We start from the raw sequence: 21,755 nt of genomic DNA, 5'->3' as shown, positions 1-21,755 counted from the left end.
ACAGGGGTGAAAGACATGCTAACTGAAAGGCAATTAATGATTTTGCGTGTAATAATTGATGATTTTATCAATTCCGCCCATCCTGTTGGTTCACGAGCAATAGCCAAGAAGGACAAAATCACATATAGTGCCGCAACGATACGTAATGAGATGGCTGATTTAGAAGAGTTAGGATTTTTGGAAAAAACGCACACATCTTCTGGGAGAATACCATCTGAAAAAGGCTATCGTTATTATGTGGATCACATTATTGCACCAACAATTCAAAAAAGCAATATGAACATCTTAAAAAATATTATGCAGGATGGTTTTTTTGAATTTGAGCAGATTGTACAAAAAGCGGCAGAAGTACTTTCTGGATTAACAAATTATACATCCATTATACTCGGCCCTGAAATTTTTGAAACAAAGTTAAAACAGTTACAAATAGTACCCCTTACAGAACATACAGCAGTAGCAATTTTAGTGACCGATTCAGGTCATGTAGAACATCGTTCATTCTCTATTCCGGCGGAAATGAATTCGTCAGAACTTGAGAAGATGGTAAATATTTTAAAAGAGCGACTAATTGGTGTGCCGATTATTCGTTTCCAGGAAGTGTTGAATAAGGAAATCGCCTTCTTAATGAAAAGATATATGAACGATTTTGAAAAGGCATTTAAATATTTACAACTTGCTTTTTTCCATGAGCAACCAGTTAAACTATATATTGGTGGAAAGTCCAATATATTATTACAACCTGAGTTTCATGATGTTGAAAAGATACGCGCTTTTTATGCCATGATGGAAAATGAAGAAGAAATTGTAAATATCGTTAAAAGCTCGAAAGAAGGCATCAAAGTTACAATCGGAAATGAAAATAAAGTAGACGCAATTAAAGACTTTAGTTTAATCACAGCTACTTACGATATTGGAGAAGATCAATTAGGCACTATCGCTCTACTTGGCCCTACTCGCATGGAATATCGGAAGGTTATTACTTTATTAAATACATTATCAAGTGAAATGACACAAGCATTACACTTATGGTATAAAAACAAAGAGTAGCCTATATGTAGTGGATTCTCTTTCCCCACTACATCTTTGTTTTGTGTAAATTTATATAATGGTGGAGGTGGCACTGTGGTAGATAAAAATATAGAAGATGTTGAAGAAAAAGTAGAAGAAGTAGAAGAAGTAATGGAAAGCAAACAGGACGATAATGTGAAAGAAGATGAAGTACGACCTGAACAAGCAGCTGATTACGAAAAGCTACAGGGAGAATTAGAAAAAGCAAAAAAGGAAAAGGAAGATTTATACGAGCGACTGTTACGACTTCAAGCAGAGTATGATAATTTTAAAAGAAGAAGTCAAAAAGAAAAACAAGATGCTCGTAAATACCAATCGCAAGATCTTGTGACAGAGTTATTACCAGCATTAGATAACTTTGAAAGAGCACTTCAGGCCGAAACAACGGAGCATACTGCAAGTTTTGTTGAAGGTATGTTGATGATACAGCGTCAACTAATGGATGCATTAACATCACAAGGTGTATCTACAATTGAAACAGTTGGTGAAAAATTTGATCCGAATATTCATCATGCGGTCATGCAAGTTGAGTCAGAAGAATATGAAACGGATACAGTTGTAGAAGAATTACAAAGAGGTTATTTACTTAAGGATAAAGTCATCCGACCAGCGATGGTAAAAGTTAATAAATAAAAAGTCGTATAATTTGCAAGGAGGAAAATTATTATGAGTAAAATAATTGGAATTGATTTAGGAACAACAAATTCATGTGTAGCTGTTATGGAAGGTGGAGAGGCTGTTGTAATCCCAAATCCGGAAGGTAACAGAACAACGCCATCTGTAGTAGCATTTAAAAATGGTGAAAGACAAGTAGGAGAAGTTGCAAAACGTCAAGCAATTACGAACCCAAATACAATTCAATCTATTAAACGTCATATGGGTACAGACTACAAGGAAAATGTAGAAGATAAAGATTATACACCACAAGAAATTTCTGCTATCATTTTGCAACATCTAAAATCTTATGCTGAAGATTACATTGGTGAAAAGGTTGAAAAAGCTGTTATTACTGTACCTGCTTACTTTAACGATGCACAACGCCAAGCTACGAGAGACGCAGGTTTAATTGCTGGACTAGAAGTAGAACGTATTATTAACGAACCTACTGCTGCAGCATTAGCATATGGTATCGATAAAAGTGATCAAGACCATACTATTTTGGTATTTGACCTTGGTGGAGGTACATTTGATGTATCGATTCTTGACATTGGTGATGGTACATTTGAAGTTATCGCAACTGCAGGTGATAATAGTCTAGGTGGAGATGACTTTGACCAAGTTATTATCAATCATATGGTTCAAGAATTTAAAAAAGAAAACGGTATTGATTTAGGACAAGATAAAATGGCTTTACAACGCTTAAAAGATGCAGCTGAAAAAGCAAAGAAAGACCTTTCTGGCGTATCGCAAACACAAATTTCATTACCGTTTATTACAGCTGGAGAAGCAGGACCACTACATTTAGAAATGACATTAACTCGTGCGAAATTTGAAGAGTTATCAGCTGATTTAGTTGAACGTACAATGATACCTACACGAAAAGCACTATCTGATGCTGGTTTGTCTGCAAGTGAAATTGATAAAGTATTACTTGTTGGTGGCTCAACACGTATTCCGGCAGTACAAGAAGCTATTAAGCGTGAAACTGGACAAGAACCATCCAAAGGTGTGAACCCGGATGAAGTAGTAGCATTAGGAGCAGCTATTCAAGGTGGTGTTCTACAGGGAGATGTAAAAGATGTACTTCTACTTGACGTAACACCGCTATCACTTGGTATTGAAACAATGGGTGGCGTGTTTACAAAATTAATCGAAAGAAATACAACAATCCCAACAAGTCAATCTCAAGTATTTTCAACTGCAGCAGATAACCAAAATGCTGTTGATATTCATGTATTGCAAGGAGAACGTGAAATGGCTGCAAGTAATAAAACATTAGGTCGTTTCCAATTATCAGACATCCCACCGGCACCACGTGGTGTGCCACAAATTGAAGTATCATTTGACATTGATGCAAATGGAATTGTAAATGTTCGTGCGAAAGATTTGGGAACAAATAAAGAACAATCTATTACGATTAAATCATCTTCCGGTTTATCAGATGAAGAAGTAGATCGTATGGTAAAAGAGGCAGAAGAAAATGCTGAAGCTGATAAAAAACTTCGTGAAGAAGTAGATTTACGAAATGAAGCTGATCAACTTGTCTTTACGACTGATAAAACGATTAAAGATTTAGGAGATAAAGTTTCAGATAGCGATAAAGCACAAGCAGAATCTGCTAAAGAAGAATTGAAGAAGGCATTAGAAGGAAAAGACTTAGAAGAAATTAAGGCTAAAAAAGAAGCACTTGAACAACATGTTCAACAGTTGTCAGTTAAGCTTTATGAACAAATGGCCCAAGAAAATCAAGCACAACAAGGCGAGGCAACAAATAGTCAAGCAGATGAGGATGTCGTAGACGCTGATTTTAGTGAAGTAGACGATGATGAGAAAAAATAATAAATGAAGTGAAAAAAGTCAAAGTCGGGATATTCTTGACTTTGACTTTTTCATATGGATAACGCAATTATCGCTTAAAACAATATACGATATTTGTTATTACACTATAAATGATGGTAATATATAACCTATGTAATAGTGAATCGGGAGAGTGATTTACAATTGAGTAAACGTGATTATTATGAAGTACTAGGAGTAGAAAAGAGTGCAGGGAAGGATGATATACGACGTGCTTATCGTAAACTTGCTAGAAAGTATCATCCTGATGTAAGTAAAGAAGAAGGCGCTGAGGAAAAGTTTAAAGAAGTAAAAGAAGCATATGAAGTACTAAGTGATGAACAAAAACGAGCACAGTATGATCAATTTGGCCATGCAGGAGCACAAGGACAAGGCTTTGGAGGGTTCGGTGGTAGTCAGGACTTTGGAGGATTTGGTGATATATTTGACATGTTCTTTGGTGGTGGTGGTCGTAGAAACGATCCTAACGCACCGCAACAAGGAGCTGATTTGCAATATACGATTGTACTAGATTTTGAAGAAGCAATATTTGGTAAAGAAACTGAAATAAAAATACCTACTGAAGAAGAATGTAAAACTTGTCATGGCTCGGGTGCTAAGCCTGGGACGCAGCCATCCACATGCTCACACTGTCATGGTACAGGGCAGTTAAATACGGAACAAAATACGCCATTTGGTAGAATTGTTAACCGTCGTGCTTGTCATTATTGTCAAGGTACCGGGAAAATTATTACAGATAAATGTACAACATGTAGTGGGTCAGGTCGCGTGAAAAAACATAAGACAATCAAAATTTCCATTCCAGCAGGTATTGACGAAGGGCAACAAATTCGTGTTTCCGGTAAAGGTGAAGCTGGGGTTAATGGTGGACCTCCGGGTGACTTGTATGTCGTTGTAAACGTTCGAAATCATCCGATTTTTGAACGTGATGGAGACAATATCTATTGTGAATACCCATTAACATTTGCTCAGGCTGCGCTTGGTGATGATGTAGAAATCCCGACTGTACATGGTAGAGTGAAGCTTAAAATACCTGCTGGAACTCAAACGGGTAAAGTATTCAGATTACGTGGTAAGGGTGCACCAAATGTAAGGGGACATGGTCAAGGAGATCAGCATGTGCAAGTGAAAGTGGTCACTCCTGCAAATTTAACAGATAAACAAAAGGAATTGTTAAGAGAATTTAATGAACTAGGTGGGAACGAAGCAGCATCTGAACATGATGATTCCCTATTTAGTCGCTTTAAAAAGGCATTTAAAGGTGATTAACGAATGAGGTTAATCACCCTCTTTTTCAAGTTTAATGTAAAAAACCATTGCGCATTTTTGTTTTGAACATATATGTGTAATGGTACTTTTGCGATAAGGAGTGTGAATATTTGTTGAAATGGACGGAAGTATGCATACATACGACAAATGAGGCGGTAGAAGCTGTTTCCAATATGTTGAATGAGCGTGGCGCTAGTGGCGTTGCGATTGAAGATTCGGTTGATCTACATAAAGAAAGACATTCGGTTTTTGGTGAAATATTTGAACTAAACCCACACGATTTTCCAGAAGCTGGTGTGCGTGTAAAAGCCTATTTTGCAAGTAATTCGGAATTACCGGGAAAGATAGAAGATATCAAGCAAAATATTCTATTATTAAAGGAATATGGCTTAAATCTGGGTGAGGGTCAAATAACATGTCGAGAGATAGACGAAGAGAATTGGGCAACTGCATGGAAAAAATATTATCATACAACTAAGATTACTGACCGCCTAACGATTAATCCTTCATGGATTGATTATGAAAAGGAAAATGAAGAAGAAGTTGTCATTCAATTAGATCCAGGCATGGCATTTGGCACAGGAACACATGCGACAACAACACTATGTTTATCATCAATCGAAAAGTATCTCAAAAAAGATGATACTGTCATAGATGTTGGATGCGGATCAGGTATTTTAAGTATTGCATCGCTTTTGTTGGGGGCGAAACAAGTACATGCATTTGATCTAGATGATGTGGCAGTAAAAAGTACAAAACAAAATGCGCAAATGAACGATATCGGTAATAATCTTTATGTAAGTCAAAATAATCTACTACAGGGTGTACGTCTTGAAGCAGATGTGATTGTCGCAAATATATTAGCAGATATCATTGTAAAACTAATCCCCGATGCATGGGATAACTTAAAACAATCAGGATACTTCATTACTTCCGGCATTATTCAGGAGAAAAAGTCTCTCGTGGAAAAAACATTGCAAGATAATGGATTTTCAATAGTTGAAATAAACGAAGAGGCGGATTGGGTTAGTATAGTAGCTAAAAAGTAAAAAAGTTGGTGGTATTTTGCAAAGGTATTTTATTCCAGCGTCAAGTTGGCAAGGTGATGTGCTAGAAGTGCATGGTGATGATGCTCATCATATGATTAAAGTTTTACGATACCAAATAGGTGACCATGTGATATGTAATCAGTTAACAGGGGAAGCTGCAATTTGTGAAATCACTGAAATTGAGCAACAAACTGTTCGGTTGCAAGTCATTCAATGGTTGAATGAAAATAATGAGCTACCGGTTGAAATAACGATTGCACAAGGTTTACCTAAAGGTGATAAATTAGACCTTGTTTTACAAAAAGGAACAGAGCTGGGTGCAAGTGCATTTATTCCGCTCATGACTGACCGTGCTGTCGTGAAGTGGGATAAACGAAAAGCAGATAAAAAAATACAACGCTTTAAAAAGATTGTGAAGGAGGCAAGTGAGCAAAGCCATCGCAATCGAATACCAGAAATTTTAGATACAATATCTTTAAAAGAACTAATCAAATTAGGGCAATCTTATGATGTGAAATTTTTTCCTTATGAAGAAGAAGCAAAGGTTGAAAAGTTTCAATCGTTTAGTACAATAGTGAAGGAGTTGCGTAGTGGACAACGCGTTCTTACGTGTATCGGTCCAGAAGGTGGTTTTACAACGGATGAAGCAGAACTATTAAAGAAAAATGGTTTTCAGCCTGTTCGACTCGGACCACGAATACTACGAACAGAAACGGCTCCTTTATATGTGTTAGCAAGTATTTCCTATCAATTTGAGGAATTGGGGTGTAGATGATGACTACAGTAGCTTTTCATACATTAGGTTGACCCTTGTAACCTCACTTATGATTGTTGCTGCATATAGAAGGGGTGGGGAAAAGCACTCAAAATAATCTCTTGATGAATTTTTGGCTTAAAATAATACCAAATAGCTACTGAAATACTACGCCATTCAACTACATACTATGGCATCTTAAAACTCCGATTAAATGTATTGTGAAGCCATTTAATCGGAGTTTAATATGTTCAACTCTATATTGGAACTCTTTCAGTAGTAGTAATCTTTCTAGTGACCACTTCATTAGAAATTAATCGCCCCATAGGGTTATAGGTTTTTATCCGAATTTTATAGTTTTTTGTTACCTTGTATTCTTTAAATTTTTTACTGGAGGAGCTAACATTTTTACCTCCAATTGAAAGTTCAAAACCCTTATACTTAAATTTTATTTGTCCAGATATGGTTGTGCTTCTTGAAATTGTGACTGTGCCTATATATTTTCTTGAAATCAATGTTTGAGAAACTATGCTGCTCTTATATTGATAACATGTAGCACAGGCTAAACTAGGACCTTCATTACTTTCATTTTGTTGGTCGCTTTCATCAATCGCCTCAATTTCATATGTATTTTGATTGCTTTCTTCAGCGGAAACATTTGTTGAAAAGCTAAATAATAAAATAATTGAAAGTAATAATATCGGAAGATTAAGTGCTTTAATTTTTTTATACAGTGTAATCACCTCCTTTTTTTGAAAATACTTATAATAAAATGCTACCATATTTGATTCTTTTTATCTATATAAAATTATATATTTATGTGTAATATGAAATGGAGTTTAGTAAGCTTTGTGTTTTCTAAAATATATTGAAGGGAATTAAGTTGCCTATGGAGAAGAAACAGCAGTGGAGTCTTATTTTTTGTACTTTGCTATTAACTATCATCATTTTCCTGTTTATTACTTTTAGAACTTTCTTTGATTTTGTTATCCTGGATTATATCGGTGATTCGGTCGTAACCGGCCTTTTCTTTATAATCATATTTTTTTCAACTAAAGAAAATCGCGCTTTCTTTTTTGAAAAACTAACATTTGGATTTTTTCGAAGTATTAAGAATTACATTTATGTCTTCGTGGGTTATCTACTCGTGATTATTTCGTCGGGGCTAGTTACATATCTTTCTGTCAGCAACAAGGATATTGAAATGGAAATTATACAGATAACTTCTATACCGATTATCATGTTGTTTGTAATAGCAACTTGTATATTTGTTCCGGTTTGGGAAGAGTTATTAATGAAAAGAGTGATATTGGATTGTTCACGCATATACCTTCCGTTTTGGCTGGGCATGATGATTACGTCATTAATTTTCGCTTTAATGCATAATGTACCTCTGCAGCAGAGACTTTTTATATTTATGCTCAGCATTATCACATGTTTCGTTTATAAGAAAACAAACTCGTTATACGGTCCAATTATAATTCATATCTTATGGAATTTCACAAGTTTGTTTTAAAGGAAACATGGAATTTCAATATAAAGAATAAGATGAATCCTAATAACAGGACATCGATATGTTTATGTGAAAAATTAAAAAGGCTATCTTTTAAAAGTAAATGATTTAATTTGGTGTGAGCAGAATCTCTTAGTTTTAGCAATGGTACCCTTGATTAGTGGATGTTTTCTCATTTGGTTTGAGTGATGGTGAGTATAGAGTATAAAAGGATGGGGAGAGTGAATTACAAAAAGTTGAAAATGAGTTAATTATGGACGATGATTAAGTTAAAAAAAGAATCTTTCGCTTAATTTATGGAGATAGAAAGGTTTTTTGTGCTCTATTTTTATTTTTTTGTGTTATGATAAAATACGATTAAACTAAAATAAAAAGTTAATGAAAGGATGCTATATAAATGCCAGAAAAGCTGTCCAAAACCGTCAGTTTTCATACATTAGGTTGTAAAGTGAACCATTACGAAACTGAAGGAATATGGCGTTTGTTTATGGAAGAAGGCTATGAACGTGTGGATTTTGATAGTACGGCTGATGTATATGTGATTAATACATGTACCGTGACAAATACAGGGGACCGTAAAAGTCGCCAAGTGATACGTCGTGCTGTGCGTAAAAATCCGGATGCGGTAGTTTGTGTAACAGGGTGTTATGCGCAAACGTCACCTGGTGAAATTTTAGAAATACCTGGAGTGGACGTTGTTGTTGGAACACAAAATCGCAAAAAAATGATTGATTATATCGAAGAACATAAAAAGACTCGATTACCAATTAATGGTGTCGCGAATATTATGAAAAACCGTGTGTTTGAAGAAATGGATGTTCCAGAATTTACAGATAGAACGAGAGCTTCATTAAAAATTCAAGAAGGTTGTAATAACTTTTGTACATTTTGTATTATTCCGTGGTCACGTGGTTTACTTCGTTCACGCGATCCTGAAAGCGTCATAAACCAGGCGCAAAAATTAGTAGATGCAGGCTATAAGGAAATTGTATTAACGGGTATACATACGGCGGGCTATGGTGAAGATTTACCGGATTATAACTTTGCTATGCTATTGCGGGACTTAGAAACAAAAGTAGATGGATTAAAGCGGATAAGGATTTCCTCAATTGAAGCAAGTCAAATTACAGACGAAGTAATTGAGGTGTTGGATCAATCAGAGAAGATTGTACGACATCTACATATACCGGTACAATCAGGTTCAGATTCTGTCCTTGCAAGAATGAGAAGAAAATATTCTTCGGAATTTTACTACAGTAAAGTTGAAAAAATCAGAAAAGCATTACCTGATTTAGCTATTACATCGGATGTTATCGTTGGATTTCCTGGAGAAACGGAAGAAGAGTTTTTGGAAACATATAACTTTATTAAAAAAGTTGGATATTCCGAACTGCATGTTTTTCCATACTCAAGGAGAACAGGTACACCGGCAGCAAGAATGAAAGATCAAGTTGATGATGAAGTTAAAGAACGACGTGTTCATGATTTAATTACGTTATCAGATCAACTTGCAAAGGAATATGCATCCAAATATGAGGATGAAGTGTTAGAGGTCATTCCCGAAGAACGTGTTGTTGATGAAAAACAACCAGATATGCTGATTGGTTATACAGATAACTATATGAAAGTACAATTTAAAGGGAGCCCAGATTTAATTGGCAAAATTGTAAGAGTAAAAATCACAAAATCTGGTTATCCAATTAATGAAGGTGTTTTTGTTAGAGTTATGGAAGAGGCAACACATTCACAAATTAAACAGAAAGTAAATGAACTGGAAGGTGCTTAATATAAAAGCACCTTTTTCTTGTTAGGAATACTTTGCAGATCAGTTTATAATTATATTAGCTTATCCAACTAATATCTGCTATGATTTGATTAGAGGTTCGTACAACTTATACTTTGAACAGAGAGGAAGTATCATATGAACAATCTAGCACAATATATTGACCATACATTATTAAAGCCTGAGGCTACGAAGGACCAAATTGAAACGCTCTTAGCTGAGGCGAAAGAATATCAATTTGCTTCAGTGTGTGTGAACCCATATTGGGTTAAGTATTGCTATGAATTCTTAAAAGATACAGATGTAAAAGTATGTACTGTCATTGGATTTCCCCTTGGAGCAACAACAACGGAAACGAAAGTATTCGAAACTACACAAGCCATTGAAAATGGCGCAACAGAAGTAGATATGGTAATAAATATCGGTGAATTAAAAGCGAAACATGATGAAGTTGTGAAGCAGGATATTGCGGCTGTTGTGCAAACAGCAAAAGGAAAAGCACTTACAAAAGTGATCATTGAAACATCATTGTTGACAGAGGAAGAAAAAATACGTGCTTGTACTTTAGCGAAAGAAGCCGGAACAGATTTTGTAAAAACGTCGACAGGTTTCTCAGGCGGCGGTGCAACAGTAGAAGATATTACATTGATGAGAAAAACAGTAGGTCCTGAATTAGGAGTTAAGGCATCTGGCGGTGTCCGTGACCGTCAGACAGTTGAAGCGATGATTCAAGCTGGAGCAACACGAATTGGTGCGAGTTCTGGTGTAGCTATTGTGAAGGATCAACCGGGTACATCTGATTATTAATCAAGTGTTGTATATAAAGTACAATGGTAAATAATAACTTTTTTTCTGAAATAGTAACATAAAAAGATTAAAAATAGAAATTAGGCAGTTGACCTTCACCTAGTGATATATTATAATTACAAAAGGCATATGTTTACTAATAAATACATATGCTGTAATCCTGTTTTATGCTTCGGAGGGAGGGAAATTAGCATGTCAAACTTAACACGTGTTCGTAAAAATGAATCTCTTGAAGATGCTCTTCGTCGCTTTAAACGCAGTGTTTCAAAAAGCGGTACACTATCTGAATATCGTAAGCGCGAGTATTATGAAAAACCGAGTGTTCGTCGTAAAAAGAAATCTGAAGCTGCTAGAAAACGCAAATAAGAGAAGGTGCACGTCATGTCATTACTTGCAAATCTCAATCAAGATATGAAGCAGGCAATGAAAAATAAAGATAAACAAAGACTCGATGTCATACGTATGGTTAAGGCTTCCTTACAAAATGAATCTATTAAACATGGTAAACATGATTTATCTGAGGATGAAGAATTAATCATATTATCAAGAGAGATGAAACAAAGGAAAGATTCCCTCCAAGAGTTTAAGGCAGCGGGTCGTGATGATCTTGTTGCAAAGACAAACATCGAAATTAATATTTTAAAAGAATATATGCCTAAACAGCTTTCAAACGATGAATTGGCTACGATTGTTCAAGAAACAATTGATGAAGTTCAAGCATCGTCTAAAAAAGATATGGGTAAAGTAATGAGTGCCATTATGCCGAAAGTAAAAGGCAAAGCTGATGGTTCGTTGGTAAATAAACTTGTGCTAAAATATTTAAATAACTAAATATTAAAAGCTTAGTTTGTTGCCAAGTCAAAGAAAGATTCCTTGGAGTGATTTCAAGGAATCTTTCTTTACATATAAGTGGAAATTGCAAAGCTCCATCCTTTTAAATGAGACAAGATAAGAAGGCAATTCATCTATCCCGCATTTTGTCTATCTTTCTTCCCTACAATCGTGTTACTATTTAATTATAAATATGAAACCAAATATAAGCGTATGACGTATATATAATGAATGGTAGGGAGGTGACATATTGCCGAGGAAAAGGATACATATTTATATCTTCATTATTAGTTTGCTATGTTTGGCTTTTATTAGCTTAGATACACAACAGATTAAAGCAAATGAAAATAGTGAAGGAAAACTTGTATATGTGATACCAGTAAAAAAAGAAGTTGAAAGAGGATTGGAAGCCTTTTTGAAACGAACAACGAAGGAAGCGACTGAAGAAGGGGCGAATCATATCATTTTTGAAATTGATACTCCGGGAGGCCGTGTGGATGCGGCAGAAGACATTGCAAATATCTTACAAAGCTTAGATATTCCGTCTACTTCTTTCATCATTAATCGCGCGCTTTCGGCTGGTTCATATATTGCATTGTTTACTGATAATATTTATATGAAACCACAAGCGAAAATGGGAGCTAGTGGGGTAATTAATTCAGATGGTACTGCAGCTGAAAAGAAGGCGCAATCTGCTTGGATAGCAGCGATGAAAAGTGCTGCTGAGTATAAAGGGAGAGATCCGCTTTATGCGATGGCGATGGCAGATGAATCTATTGAAGTTCCAGAGCTAGGTGTTAAAAAAGGAGAATATCTAACGCTAGCCCCACAAGATGCTGTGAATGTTGGGTATGCGGAAGGTGTCGTAAACAATCGAGTGGAATTATTACATGAAATAGGATTAGATAATGCAACGATTGTAGAAACCGAACCAACACTAGCAGAAGAAGCTGCCCGCTTTTTAACTAATCCAATCGTTATTCCAATCTTATTATCCATAGCAAGTCTAGGATTAATAGTTGAACTATACTCGCCTGGTTTTGGCGTACCCGGCTCGATGGGAATCATTGCTTTAATTTTATTCTTTTATGGCCATATTGTTGCAGGTCTTGCAGGAATGGAAGCTATACTCTTACTCGTAATCGGGATTGCTTTAATTATTGCTGAATTATTTGTATCTGGTGGAATCCTTGGATTAATAGGACTTGGAGCGGTTATCGCATCTCTATTTTTAACAGGGGCAAGTGTAACGCATATGGCAATGAGTATACTTATTGCACTAATCGTTGCAATTGCTGCTGCTGTCATATTGTTTAAATCAATTGGGATGGAACGTGGAATATTTCGGCGAATTATTTTGACAGATCGGACAACAACAGAGCTCGGTTATGTATCAGCTGAAAATCGGCTTGATTTAATCGGACTAACAGGGAAAACGTTAACACCATTAAGACCATCTGGTTCCGCAGAAATTAATGGTGAAAGGGTAGATGTTGTATCAGTAGGTACTTTTATTAAACGTAATAAGGATATTAAAGTAATAAAAGTCGAAGGAGTACGCGTTGTTGTTAAAGAACTGTAATAATGGAATCCTTTAAACAATGATGGATTTCTTATTTATAAAATTAGTTATTAGGAGGATGAAAATATGGAATTAGGAATTCAAGAGTTGGCACCTATTATTTTAATTGCGGTTATTTTAATTGCAGTAGCCATATTATTTACATTTATACCAGTGATGCTTTGGATAAGTGCACTTGCAGCTGGTGTGCGAGTAGGTATTTTTACACTTGTTGGAATGAGATTACGTCGTGTTGTACCAAGTAGAGTCATTAATCCATTAATTAAAGCGCATAAAGCTGGACTTAATGTATCTACAAACCAACTAGAGAGTCATTATTTAGCAGGTGGTAATGTGGATAGGGTAGTGAACGCGCTTATTGCAGCACATCGTGCAAATATTGAACTTTCTTTTGAAAGAGCAGCTGCAATTGATCTAGCTGGTCGTGATGTATTAGAAGCGGTACAAATGAGTGTTAACCCGAAAGTAATTGAAACACCATTTATTGCGGGTATTGCGATGGATGGTATTGAAGTTAAAGCATTGGCACGGATTACAGTACGTGCAAATATTGACCGACTTGTCGGTGGTGCTGGTGAAGAAACGGTTATTGCCCGTGTTGGGGAAGGTGTCGTTAGTACAATTGGTAGTTCTAAAACACATAAACAAGTATTGGAAAATCCAGACTCTATTTCCCATACTGTATTAGCAAAAGGACTAGATGCTGGAACGGCGTTTGAAATCTTGTCCATCGATATTGCTGATGTTGATATCGGCAAAAACATTGGAGCGATTTTACAAACTGACCAAGCTGAAGCAGATAAAAATATCGCACAAGCTAAAGCAGAGGAACGCCGTGCAATGGCTGTTGCTCAAGAACAAGAAATGCTCGCTCGTGTACAGGAAATGCGTGCGTATGTTGTGGAAGCAGAAGCAGAAGTACCAAAAGCACTTGCTGAAGCATTACGTTCTGGTAAAATGGGTGTGATGGACTATTTAAACTATCAAAACATTAACGCGGATACAGACATGCGTGATTCAATAGGTAGACTATCGAAAGATAAAGATGATCATGAAGAAAATGGAAAAAAATAATGTAGTTCTGAATGAGGAGGGGCATGATGGCGGATTTATTTGAATTCATTGCACAAAATTTCGTCCTCATTATCATTATTGTAGGTGGCATTCTGAAGGTCTTAAAAGAAAGCTCCTCATCTAAACAGAAGGAGGAGACAACAGGTAGGCAACAGCGTCCTGCTAACCCTTCAAGACCTAGACCAGTTTCACCGGTACCTACACAAGCACAGCGTGTACCAACTAAACCGGTAAAACAAGAACAAAAACAGACTGTTCAAACGGTTTCAATCGAGGAACAGCAACAACAACAGTTGGAGCGTCTAGCTGGCAGTATGCGAACTACAGTAGATTTACCGATGAGTGAGATTGGTGATATACAAGATAATAGTTTGGAAAGTGGAATTGAACACTCGGCTATATTACTTGAAAGAAAGCATAACCAAGCAAATGACTATCATCATGAAAAATTCAAATCTCAAATGAAAAACCAATTAAATCGTAATGGATTAATTGAAGGGATTATTATGGCGGAAATATTGGGACCACCACGCGCCCAAAAGCCGTATCGACCTGTTACAGAAGAAAGAAAGAGATAAAGTTAATTATTTACTTCCCATGAAGCATAAGGTAAAAGTACCTTATCGTTTCATGGGATTTTTTTTATAATGAACACCCCATATCTGTTAATATAACTGTCTTTTTAACAATTTTATTGTTCTTATTAATGACCTTATCTCATAAATATGAAATGTGAGAGGGGGCCGCATATTGAAGAAATTCCAACAACGTTTACGTCCTTTATTTGTTAAATACTTTGCACTTCCTTCAGATGCAATTTTAGAACTTCCAAGGATCACCGCAATTGGCCAAATTCATGTCTATATTGAAAACCACAAAGGGCTTATAACATTTACAGATACAGAGTTAAGATTAAAGTCAACAAAGGGATATATTCAAATTAAGGGCAAAGGTTTTGTATTAAAAATGATGCTTCCTGAAGAGATTTTGCTAGAAGGTACGGTTTCAGAAATTAAATTTATTCCAGAATAATAGATAATGAAAAACATGGAGAAGAGAAGTTTAGGAGGAAGAAATGAAACAAACACAAGGTTCATTTTTTGTCGGTTATGTAACCATTAAGGTAAAGGGTAATATGCCAGAATTGTTTTTTCAAGATTGTATTCATGTTGGTGTTCCGGTATGGAATGTAAAAAGAACAGGAAAAAATACATGTATTGGGAATGTAAATCGAAGTGACATACCTTTAATAAGAAAGATTAGGAAAAGAAAGGACTATAAAATTTCATTTGTTCATAAAAAGGGAATACCGTTTATTTTAGAGCGGTTTATGAAAAAAAAGCACTTCTTGATTGCTAGTATCTTAAGTTTATTCTTTATTGTCTTTTTATCTAATATTATATGGAAAGTGGAAGTTACCGGTGTTCCCACGGATTTAGAAAAGAAAATTACAAATCAGTTAACAAGTTATGGAATCCATCCAGGTACATGGACATTTACACTTGATTCGCCTGTAGCTATACAACAAAAACTATTACATGATATACCGGAATTATTATGGATTGGTGTGGAAAAAAAGGGGACAACCTTCCAACTTGAAGGGGTAGAAAAATTAATAGTTACAAAAGAAAAAGTACATGGTCCTCGTCATTTAGTAGCTGCCAAAAAAGGCGTTATAAAAAAGATGTATGTCTCAAAAGGGCTTCCACAGGTATATTTAAATGACTATGTAGAGCCGGGAGAAATAATCGTATCAGGTGATTTAACATCAGATGAAGAACCAGGGGATGAAAAAGAGAATGAAGATGAAGAGGATACACGTGTCCTTGTTTCAGCTGAAGGAGAAATTATTGCGAGAACTTGGTACGAAGTTTCAGTTACAATCCCACTTGAAGCAAATTATGAATTGTATACAGGAGAGCAAGAAAATAAATATTTTCTTCGGATATTTTCTTGGCAAGTACCAATTTGGAACTTTAAATCACCAAAGTATGAGGCAACCTATGTTGAAACAATTGAAAACCCTATTCATTTCTTTAAATGGCAATTACCTATAACCGTTGTTGAAGCGATTCATAGTGAAAAATCAAGTTATCATGTTGAGCGAACAAAAAAAGAAGCTATCAAAATTGGTATGGAACAAGCTAGAAAAGAATTAAATTTAGAATTAGGCCCAGAAGCAACGATTATCTCCGAAAAAGTTTTGCATGAACGTACAGAGAATGGTAAAGTTAAATTAAACTTATATATTACAGTTGAAGAAGACATTGCAGAGCCAAAACCAATTAGATAACAGAAGCAATTTTTAAGACAATAACCAAGGAGATTGATTATGTCAGAAAACGTCAATGAAAATTTACAATTAGCTGATGCAAAGGAAGCATTAGAACTATTTGGAAATAATGATCGTTATTTAAAGCATATAGAAGACAAGTTACATGTTTCAATCGTAACGAGAGGCGAACAAGTACTTGTCAAAGGTGAAGAAAAAGCTAAGCAGATGACTGAAAAGGTATTATATGCACTATTAACGGTGATTAGAAAAGGAATTACGATTACAGAAAGAGATATTGTTTATGCAGTAGATTTAGTTGTCCAAAATAAATTAAACCAATTTGAAACCTTATTTGAAGATGAAATAACGAAAAATGCAAAAGGAAAATCGATTCGAATCAAGACATTAGGACAAAAAAAGTATATTTCAGCTATAAAAGAGAATGATTTAGTATTTGGCATTGGACCAGCCGGTACAGGAAAAACGTATTTAGCTGTTGTAATGGCAGTTTGGGCTTTGAAAAGTGGGATGGTGAAACGAATTATTTTAACAAGACCTGCAGTAGAGGCAGGTGAAAGTTTAGGTTTTTTACCAGGAGATTTAAAAGAAAAAGTTGATCCTTATTTACGGCCGCTTTATGATGCTTTACATGATGTGCTAGGTGTTGAACATACGATGAGACTAATAGAGAGAGAAACGATTGAAATTGCTCCGCTTGCCTATATGCGTGGTAGAACATTAGATGATGCATTTGTTATTTTAGATGAGGCGCAAAATACCACTCCTGAACAGATGAAAATGTTCCTTACACGTTTAGGTTTTGGTTCTAAAATGGTTATCACAGGTGATGTCACCCAAATTGATTTACCAAAAGGAGTAACATCTGGACTACAAATTGTTCAACGTATTCTAAAAGGTGTAAATGGTATATCCTTTATTACGTTAACGCAAACTGATGTAGTACGACATCCTTTAGTACAGCGTATTATTGAAGCATATGATGATAAACAAATAGAAAAATAAAGGCTCAAGGTTGGTGGGCCTTTTTCTTATATTTATATTGGGGGTGGAGAATATGAGGAGGCTTACATTTCTTTACAAAAAGAACTTTCGATTACAGTCGAAATGGTTTACGATTTTTATACCGGTCTGCATATTAGGTATATTCATCTTTTTTGTGACATTAAATAATGTTTATACAAAAACATACGATATTGAACGATTTAGCAATGCTAGGGAGACAATCCGTTCACCAATTACTATAGAAAATGAACAAGAAACGGAAAAAAATATTAGGGAAGCAGTTCAGTCTGTACCAGATCGATATACGATATCGGATGAAGTGACAGATAAGCGGATTCATTATGTAGAAGAAATTTTTGATGCGGTAAAGGAAATAGAAGCAGGAAAAATTGATACAAATATGATAAAAGACGAAGATAGTCCTCCGCTTAGTAATTTGGAAAAAGTACAACAGCTAAAACAAGTATTATCTTTAGATATCACTGAAAAAATTGGCGATAGCGTTTTTGCTACTTTAGTTGAAATACCTGAAACGGAACGTAAAGAGGGAAGAAAACTATTACTTTCTTCTATGAAAGATGTATTTGCAAGAGGCGTAAGAACCGAAAACCTTGCAAGCGCGAAATCGGATGTAAAAACAGCTATTAAATATACAAAGCTTTCTCCAGAATTGAAAAGTGTTTTAAATAATATTGCAGACTTTGCTGTTGCAGAGAACTCCTTTTTTGATGTAGAAAAGACGATGGACGCGCAAAAGGTTGCAGCAAGTAATGTTGATCCCGTATTAATACGAGCTGGTGAGATCATTGTTCGGGAAGGACAAACGATAACCAATGAAATGTATGAAAAGATTAAATTAGTCGGGCTCCTTAATAAAGAGCGAAATATTTATCCTTTAATTGGTTTAGCGATTTTAATCGTTATGTTGCTAGGTATTATTAGTTATGAAATGGTGCAACTTGAAAAACAAAAAAGAACGGATAAGGGAACTGTTTTGTCCATACTATTAATAAGCTTTATGGTTGTTTCCCTAATGAAAATTGTGAGTCTATATACAACATCCTCCAACCAATTTTTTTATGTTGTTCCAATTGCCACAGGTGTCCTGCTGGTGAAGCTATTAATTAATGAAAGATTTGCGATTGTTGTTACTGGAATATATGCTATCTTAGGGAGTATTATTTTTAATGGTGAAATTCCAGGCTCACTAAATATCGAGGCAGGGATATATTTTTATATTTCTCAACTAGGTGCAATTATTCTTTTGAGTAATGTGAAAGATAGAATGACGATTGCAAAAACCGGGCTCAGCTTGTCCATTATTAATATTTTAACTGCATTATTATTTATATTTATCTCGTTCGAGAAATATTCATTAAAGGATATGTTTTTACAATCAAGTTATGGTGTTGCATCTGCGTTATTATCAGCAGTATTAACAATTGGATTGTTGCCATTTTTCGAAGCAGGACTTGGTATATTATCGGATATCAAACTTTTGCAATTATCGAGTCCAAATCATCCGCTCTTAAAGAAAATTTTAACCGAAGCACCGGGAACTTATCATCATTCTGTTATGGTAGCCAACTTAAGTGAAACTGCATGTGATGCGATAGGTGCGAATGGTTTACTCGCTCGTGTTGGGGCTTATTATCATGATATCGGCAAAACAGTTCGTCCACACTATTTTATTGAGAACCAGCTAGCAATAAAAAACCCACATGACGTTATTTTGCCAATACAGAGTGCAGAAATTATAATGGCACATCCATATGATGGAGCTGATATGTTAAAGAAGCATAAGATGCCAAAAGAAATCATTGCTATAGCAAAAGAGCATCATGGAACAACTCTACTTAAATATTTTTACTATAAAGAGAAAGAGACGAACAAACAGGTGAAGGAATCGGACTTTCGCTATCCAGGACCGAAGCCACAATCAAAAGAGTCTGCAATTATTTGTATATGCGACTCTGTTGAAGCAGCTGTACGTTCCTTGAAGGAGCCGACGGAAGAAAAAATTGAAGAAATTGTATCTTCAATCGTAACGGATCGTTTACAAGATGGTCAGTTTGATGAATGCCCCTTAACAATTAAGGAACTAAAAATAATCCATCAAACGATTTGCAGTACATTAAAAGGGATTTTTCATTCAAGAATTCAATATCCGGAAAAGGAGGCAAATTAATGCCGATTTACTATGAAGATCAAACGGAAACATTGTTAGATGACCATATTACATTAGTTAAGAAAGTTATACAATTTGCGTTAGAAAAAGAAAATTACCCTGACGCAGAAGTATCGATTACTTTTGTTAATAACGATGACATTCAGGAGATTAATCGTGATTATCGGGGTCAAGATAGACCGACTGATGTCATAAGCTTTGCCCTTGAGGAAATATCAGAAGACGAAGTAGTTCTTCAAGGTAAGGATATTCCAGTGGTTTTGGGAGATATTATTATTTCTGTACAGAGGACGGAAGAGCAAGCAAAAGAATACAATCATTCTTTTGAAAGAGAGTTAGCTTTTCTAGCAGTGCACGGTTTACTACACTTATTAGGTTATGATCATCAAACAAAAGAAGAAGAGAAGCAAATGTTTTCTAAGCAAGAAGATATACTAGGTGAGTTTCATCTTGAAAGATAAAAAAAGGTCAATTGGATTTTCTTATGCGTGGAATGGTATTGTACAAGCCTTCAGACGGGAACGAAACTTTAGAATTCATACAATTGTGGCAGGGCTTGTCATATTAAGTGGTTTTTTCTTTTCGTTAACTAAAATGGAGTGGGTCAGTATTTTATTTGCAACCGGCTTTGTAATGACGATGGAAATATTAAATAGTGCCATAGAGACAATCATAGATTATATGAGACCCGAAATTCACCCACAAGCAAAAGTTATTAAAGATTTAGCTGCTGGTGCAGTTCTTGTCGCTGCATTCGTAGCAGCTTTGATAGGTAGTCTCATTTTTATACCAAAACTGTTTCATTTATAACGAAACCGAAACAGCCTCTTTTAGAGTGAATCTGCTCTAATGAGGCTGTTTTATCTTAAATGATCCGGTTGAGCATGCTGTATCATGTTCTTATTTGCGGTGGGTGGAACATTATGTCTAATATGATAATGTTTTTACTTACTTTGTCGAATCGATGAAATGTCAAACGATTTATAGTATGATAATAAATAACAAACAACAGTAGAAAGAGCTTCATGGAGGAAAAGATATGGATAATACATTTAAATCAGGATTTATATCAATTATCGGAAGACCAAATGTGGGAAAGTCAACATTTTTAAATCATGTTATCGGACAAAAAATTGCAATTATGAGTGATAAACCACAAACAACCCGAAATAAAATTCAAGGGGTATACACGACAAACGAAGCACAATTTGTTTTCATTGATACACCTGGCATTCATAAGCCAAAGCATCGGCTAGGTGACTTTATGGTAAAAATAGCAGAGAATACCTTGAATGAAGTGGATGCAATCTTATTTATGATTAATGCGCAAGAAGGTTATGGTCGGGGTGATCAATTTATTATGGATTTACTGCAAACAGTTAAAAAGCCTGTTTTGTTAATTATTAATAAAATTGATTCTGTCCATCCTGATGATTTATTACCTTTAATCGATCAGTATAAGGATAAATATCCTTTTGCTGAGATTGTCCCAATTTCGGCGTTGCAAGGTAACAATGTAACGCATCTACTAGAAGTAATAAAAAATTATTTACCAACAGGTCCACAGTATTATCCGAAAGACCAAGTAACTGATCATCCAGAACGATTTATCATTACAGAACTTATTCGTGAAAAAGTACTTGAATTAACGCATGAAGAAATACCGCATTCGATTGCTGTTGTTCTTGATGAAATGAAACAAAGGGATGACGATAAGATTTATATTCAAGCTTCTATTATAGCGGAGCGAAAATCACAAAAGGGAATTCTAATAGGTAAACAAGGTAGTATGCTAAAGAAAATTGGTACGAGTGCACGGAAAGATATTGAAGCATTATTAGGTACCAAGATATACTTGGATTTATGGGTGAAAATACAAAAAGACTGGCGAAATAAACAAAAACAACTAGATGAATTCGGTTTTCGGCTAGATGAATATTAAACATGGTAAATTTTAAAACTCATGGATATGATGCAATTGGTGAACCTATAAATGTATCGCGAAACAGGATTCAAAATTAG

The 21,755-nt window shown here is 35.3% G+C and carries 22 protein-coding genes; 21 read left to right on the top strand and 1 reads right to left on the bottom strand.

Annotated features, from left to right (window positions below; all coding sequences use genetic code 11):
- The first annotated feature begins 15 nt into the window (after window positions 1–15).
- From hrcA to ACFFIS_RS02905, 6 genes are all read left to right on the top strand, one after another.
- Window positions 16–1,047, top strand: a complete 1,032-nt coding sequence (gene hrcA / locus ACFFIS_RS02930; protein WP_390186087.1) for a heat-inducible transcriptional repressor HrcA — start codon at window positions 16–18, stop codon at window positions 1,045–1,047.
- 75 nt (window positions 1,048–1,122) lie between these two features.
- Complete coding sequence (gene grpE / locus ACFFIS_RS02925; RefSeq protein ID WP_320379219.1) at window positions 1,123–1,701, top strand: nucleotide exchange factor GrpE; 579 nt, start codon at window positions 1,123–1,125, stop codon at window positions 1,699–1,701.
- Window positions 1,702–1,734: 33 nt separating this feature from the next.
- Window positions 1,735–3,567 (top strand): molecular chaperone DnaK, encoded by a 1,833-nt coding sequence (gene dnaK, locus ACFFIS_RS02920; RefSeq protein WP_390186085.1) that lies wholly within the window; start codon window positions 1,735–1,737, stop codon window positions 3,565–3,567.
- 162 nt (window positions 3,568–3,729) lie between these two features.
- Entirely contained in the window at window positions 3,730–4,854 is a 1,125-nt protein-coding gene (gene dnaJ, locus ACFFIS_RS02915) for a molecular chaperone DnaJ (RefSeq protein ID WP_320379218.1), read from the top strand.
- Window positions 4,855–4,967: 113 nt separating this feature from the next.
- Complete coding sequence (gene prmA, locus ACFFIS_RS02910; RefSeq protein WP_390186181.1) at window positions 4,968–5,903, top strand: 50S ribosomal protein L11 methyltransferase; 936 nt, start codon at window positions 4,968–4,970, stop codon at window positions 5,901–5,903.
- Window positions 5,904–5,919: 16 nt separating this feature from the next.
- On the top strand, window positions 5,920–6,678 hold the full coding sequence (locus tag ACFFIS_RS02905) for a 16S rRNA (uracil(1498)-N(3))-methyltransferase (RefSeq protein ID WP_390186083.1): 759 nt from the start codon (window positions 5,920–5,922) through the stop codon (window positions 6,676–6,678).
- Between the two features lie 236 nt (window positions 6,679–6,914).
- Here ACFFIS_RS02905 and ACFFIS_RS02900 read toward each other — a convergent pair whose 3' ends face one another.
- Window positions 6,915–7,439, bottom strand: coding sequence for an LMxysn_1693 family intestinal colonization protein (locus ACFFIS_RS02900; protein ID WP_320379216.1), 525 nt, complete (start codon window positions 7,437–7,439; stop codon window positions 6,915–6,917).
- A 107-nt stretch (window positions 7,440–7,546) separates the two neighbouring features.
- Here ACFFIS_RS02900 and ACFFIS_RS02895 point away from each other — a divergent pair, with 107 nt between their 5' ends.
- From ACFFIS_RS02895 to era, 15 genes are all read left to right on the top strand, one after another.
- Window positions 7,547–8,173, top strand: a complete 627-nt coding sequence (locus tag ACFFIS_RS02895) for a CPBP family intramembrane glutamic endopeptidase (RefSeq protein ID WP_390186081.1) — start codon at window positions 7,547–7,549, stop codon at window positions 8,171–8,173.
- Between the two features lie 394 nt (window positions 8,174–8,567).
- On the top strand, window positions 8,568–9,956 hold the full coding sequence (gene mtaB, locus ACFFIS_RS02890; RefSeq protein ID WP_320379215.1) for a tRNA (N(6)-L-threonylcarbamoyladenosine(37)-C(2))-methylthiotransferase MtaB: 1,389 nt from the start codon (window positions 8,568–8,570) through the stop codon (window positions 9,954–9,956).
- Window positions 9,957–10,091: 135 nt separating this feature from the next.
- On the top strand, window positions 10,092–10,760 hold the full coding sequence (deoC, locus tag ACFFIS_RS02885) for a deoxyribose-phosphate aldolase (protein WP_390186079.1): 669 nt from the start codon (window positions 10,092–10,094) through the stop codon (window positions 10,758–10,760).
- Window positions 10,761–10,952: 192 nt separating this feature from the next.
- The gene (gene rpsU / locus ACFFIS_RS02880; protein ID WP_320379214.1) at window positions 10,953–11,126 is read left to right on the top strand and encodes a 30S ribosomal protein S21; all 174 of its coding nucleotides are present in this window, start codon (window positions 10,953–10,955) and stop codon (window positions 11,124–11,126) included.
- 15 nt (window positions 11,127–11,141) lie between these two features.
- Window positions 11,142–11,591: a GatB/YqeY domain-containing protein gene (locus ACFFIS_RS02875; RefSeq protein WP_320379213.1), complete on the top strand. Its 450-nt coding sequence runs from the start codon at window positions 11,142–11,144 to the stop codon at window positions 11,589–11,591.
- 301 nt (window positions 11,592–11,892) lie between these two features.
- Window positions 11,893–13,173: an NfeD family protein gene (locus ACFFIS_RS02870; RefSeq protein WP_390186180.1), complete on the top strand. Its 1,281-nt coding sequence runs from the start codon at window positions 11,893–11,895 to the stop codon at window positions 13,171–13,173.
- 66 nt (window positions 13,174–13,239) lie between these two features.
- Complete coding sequence (gene floA, locus ACFFIS_RS02865) at window positions 13,240–14,247, top strand: flotillin-like protein FloA (RefSeq protein ID WP_390186076.1); 1,008 nt, start codon at window positions 13,240–13,242, stop codon at window positions 14,245–14,247.
- 26 nt (window positions 14,248–14,273) lie between these two features.
- Window positions 14,274–14,825 carry a YqfB family membrane protein gene (locus ACFFIS_RS02860; RefSeq protein WP_390186074.1) on the top strand — a complete coding sequence of 184 codons (552 nt, stop codon included), beginning with the start codon at window positions 14,274–14,276 and terminating at the stop codon, window positions 14,823–14,825.
- A gap of 172 nt (window positions 14,826–14,997) precedes the next feature.
- A complete protein-coding gene (gene yqfC, locus ACFFIS_RS02855; RefSeq protein WP_320379211.1) occupies window positions 14,998–15,279 on the top strand; it encodes a sporulation protein YqfC in 282 nt (93 codons plus the stop codon).
- Between the two features lie 43 nt (window positions 15,280–15,322).
- The gene (yqfD, locus tag ACFFIS_RS02850) at window positions 15,323–16,540 is read left to right on the top strand and encodes a sporulation protein YqfD (protein ID WP_390186071.1); all 1,218 of its coding nucleotides are present in this window, start codon (window positions 15,323–15,325) and stop codon (window positions 16,538–16,540) included.
- 39 nt (window positions 16,541–16,579) lie between these two features.
- Window positions 16,580–17,545 carry a PhoH family protein gene (locus tag ACFFIS_RS02845; RefSeq protein WP_320379210.1) on the top strand — a complete coding sequence of 322 codons (966 nt, stop codon included), beginning with the start codon at window positions 16,580–16,582 and terminating at the stop codon, window positions 17,543–17,545.
- Between the two features lie 52 nt (window positions 17,546–17,597).
- The gene (locus tag ACFFIS_RS02840) at window positions 17,598–19,733 is read left to right on the top strand and encodes an HD family phosphohydrolase (RefSeq protein WP_390186069.1); all 2,136 of its coding nucleotides are present in this window, start codon (window positions 17,598–17,600) and stop codon (window positions 19,731–19,733) included.
- Complete coding sequence (ybeY, locus tag ACFFIS_RS02835; protein ID WP_320379206.1) at window positions 19,733–20,194, top strand: rRNA maturation RNase YbeY; 462 nt, start codon at window positions 19,733–19,735, stop codon at window positions 20,192–20,194. The genes ACFFIS_RS02840 and ybeY overlap by 1 nt, the downstream gene beginning before the upstream one ends.
- Window positions 20,184–20,543 carry a diacylglycerol kinase family protein gene (locus ACFFIS_RS02830; RefSeq protein WP_320379205.1) on the top strand — a complete coding sequence of 120 codons (360 nt, stop codon included), beginning with the start codon at window positions 20,184–20,186 and terminating at the stop codon, window positions 20,541–20,543. The genes ybeY and ACFFIS_RS02830 overlap by 11 nt, the downstream gene beginning before the upstream one ends.
- A 229-nt stretch (window positions 20,544–20,772) precedes the next feature.
- Window positions 20,773–21,675, top strand: a complete 903-nt coding sequence (gene era / locus ACFFIS_RS02825; RefSeq protein WP_320379204.1) for a GTPase Era — start codon at window positions 20,773–20,775, stop codon at window positions 21,673–21,675.
- Window positions 21,676–21,755: the final 80 nt, after the last annotated feature.

It is taken from the genome of Paracerasibacillus soli (assembly GCF_042432965.1).
Taxonomy (GTDB): domain Bacteria; phylum Bacillota; class Bacilli; order Bacillales; family Amphibacillaceae; genus Paracerasibacillus; species Paracerasibacillus soli.
This window is presented reverse-complemented; position numbering and strand designations above follow the sequence as displayed.

Coding starts and splice junctions, on each gene's coding strand:
- deoC (WP_390186079.1), top strand. CDS start 10,092: ATGAACAATCTAGCACAATATATTGACCATACATTATTAAAGCCTGAG.
- era (WP_320379204.1), top strand. CDS start 20,773: ATGGATAATACATTTAAATCAGGATTTATATCAATTATCGGAAGACCA.
- ACFFIS_RS02875 (WP_320379213.1), top strand. CDS start 11,142: ATGTCATTACTTGCAAATCTCAATCAAGATATGAAGCAGGCAATGAAA.
- ACFFIS_RS02840 (WP_390186069.1), top strand. CDS start 17,598: ATGAGGAGGCTTACATTTCTTTACAAAAAGAACTTTCGATTACAGTCG.
- hrcA (WP_390186087.1), top strand. CDS start 16: ATGCTAACTGAAAGGCAATTAATGATTTTGCGTGTAATAATTGATGAT.
- yqfD (WP_390186071.1), top strand. CDS start 15,323: ATGAAACAAACACAAGGTTCATTTTTTGTCGGTTATGTAACCATTAAG.
- mtaB (WP_320379215.1), top strand. CDS start 8,568: ATGCCAGAAAAGCTGTCCAAAACCGTCAGTTTTCATACATTAGGTTGT.
- rpsU (WP_320379214.1), top strand. CDS start 10,953: ATGTCAAACTTAACACGTGTTCGTAAAAATGAATCTCTTGAAGATGCT.
- dnaK (WP_390186085.1), top strand. CDS start 1,735: ATGAGTAAAATAATTGGAATTGATTTAGGAACAACAAATTCATGTGTA.
- ACFFIS_RS02900 (WP_320379216.1), bottom strand. CDS start 7,439: ATGGTAGCATTTTATTATAAGTATTTTCAAAAAAAGGAGGTGATTACA.
- ACFFIS_RS02895 (WP_390186081.1), top strand. CDS start 7,547: ATGGAGAAGAAACAGCAGTGGAGTCTTATTTTTTGTACTTTGCTATTA.
- floA (WP_390186076.1), top strand. CDS start 13,240: ATGGAATTAGGAATTCAAGAGTTGGCACCTATTATTTTAATTGCGGTT.
- ACFFIS_RS02845 (WP_320379210.1), top strand. CDS start 16,580: ATGTCAGAAAACGTCAATGAAAATTTACAATTAGCTGATGCAAAGGAA.
- ybeY (WP_320379206.1), top strand. CDS start 19,733: ATGCCGATTTACTATGAAGATCAAACGGAAACATTGTTAGATGACCAT.
- ACFFIS_RS02860 (WP_390186074.1), top strand. CDS start 14,274: ATGGCGGATTTATTTGAATTCATTGCACAAAATTTCGTCCTCATTATC.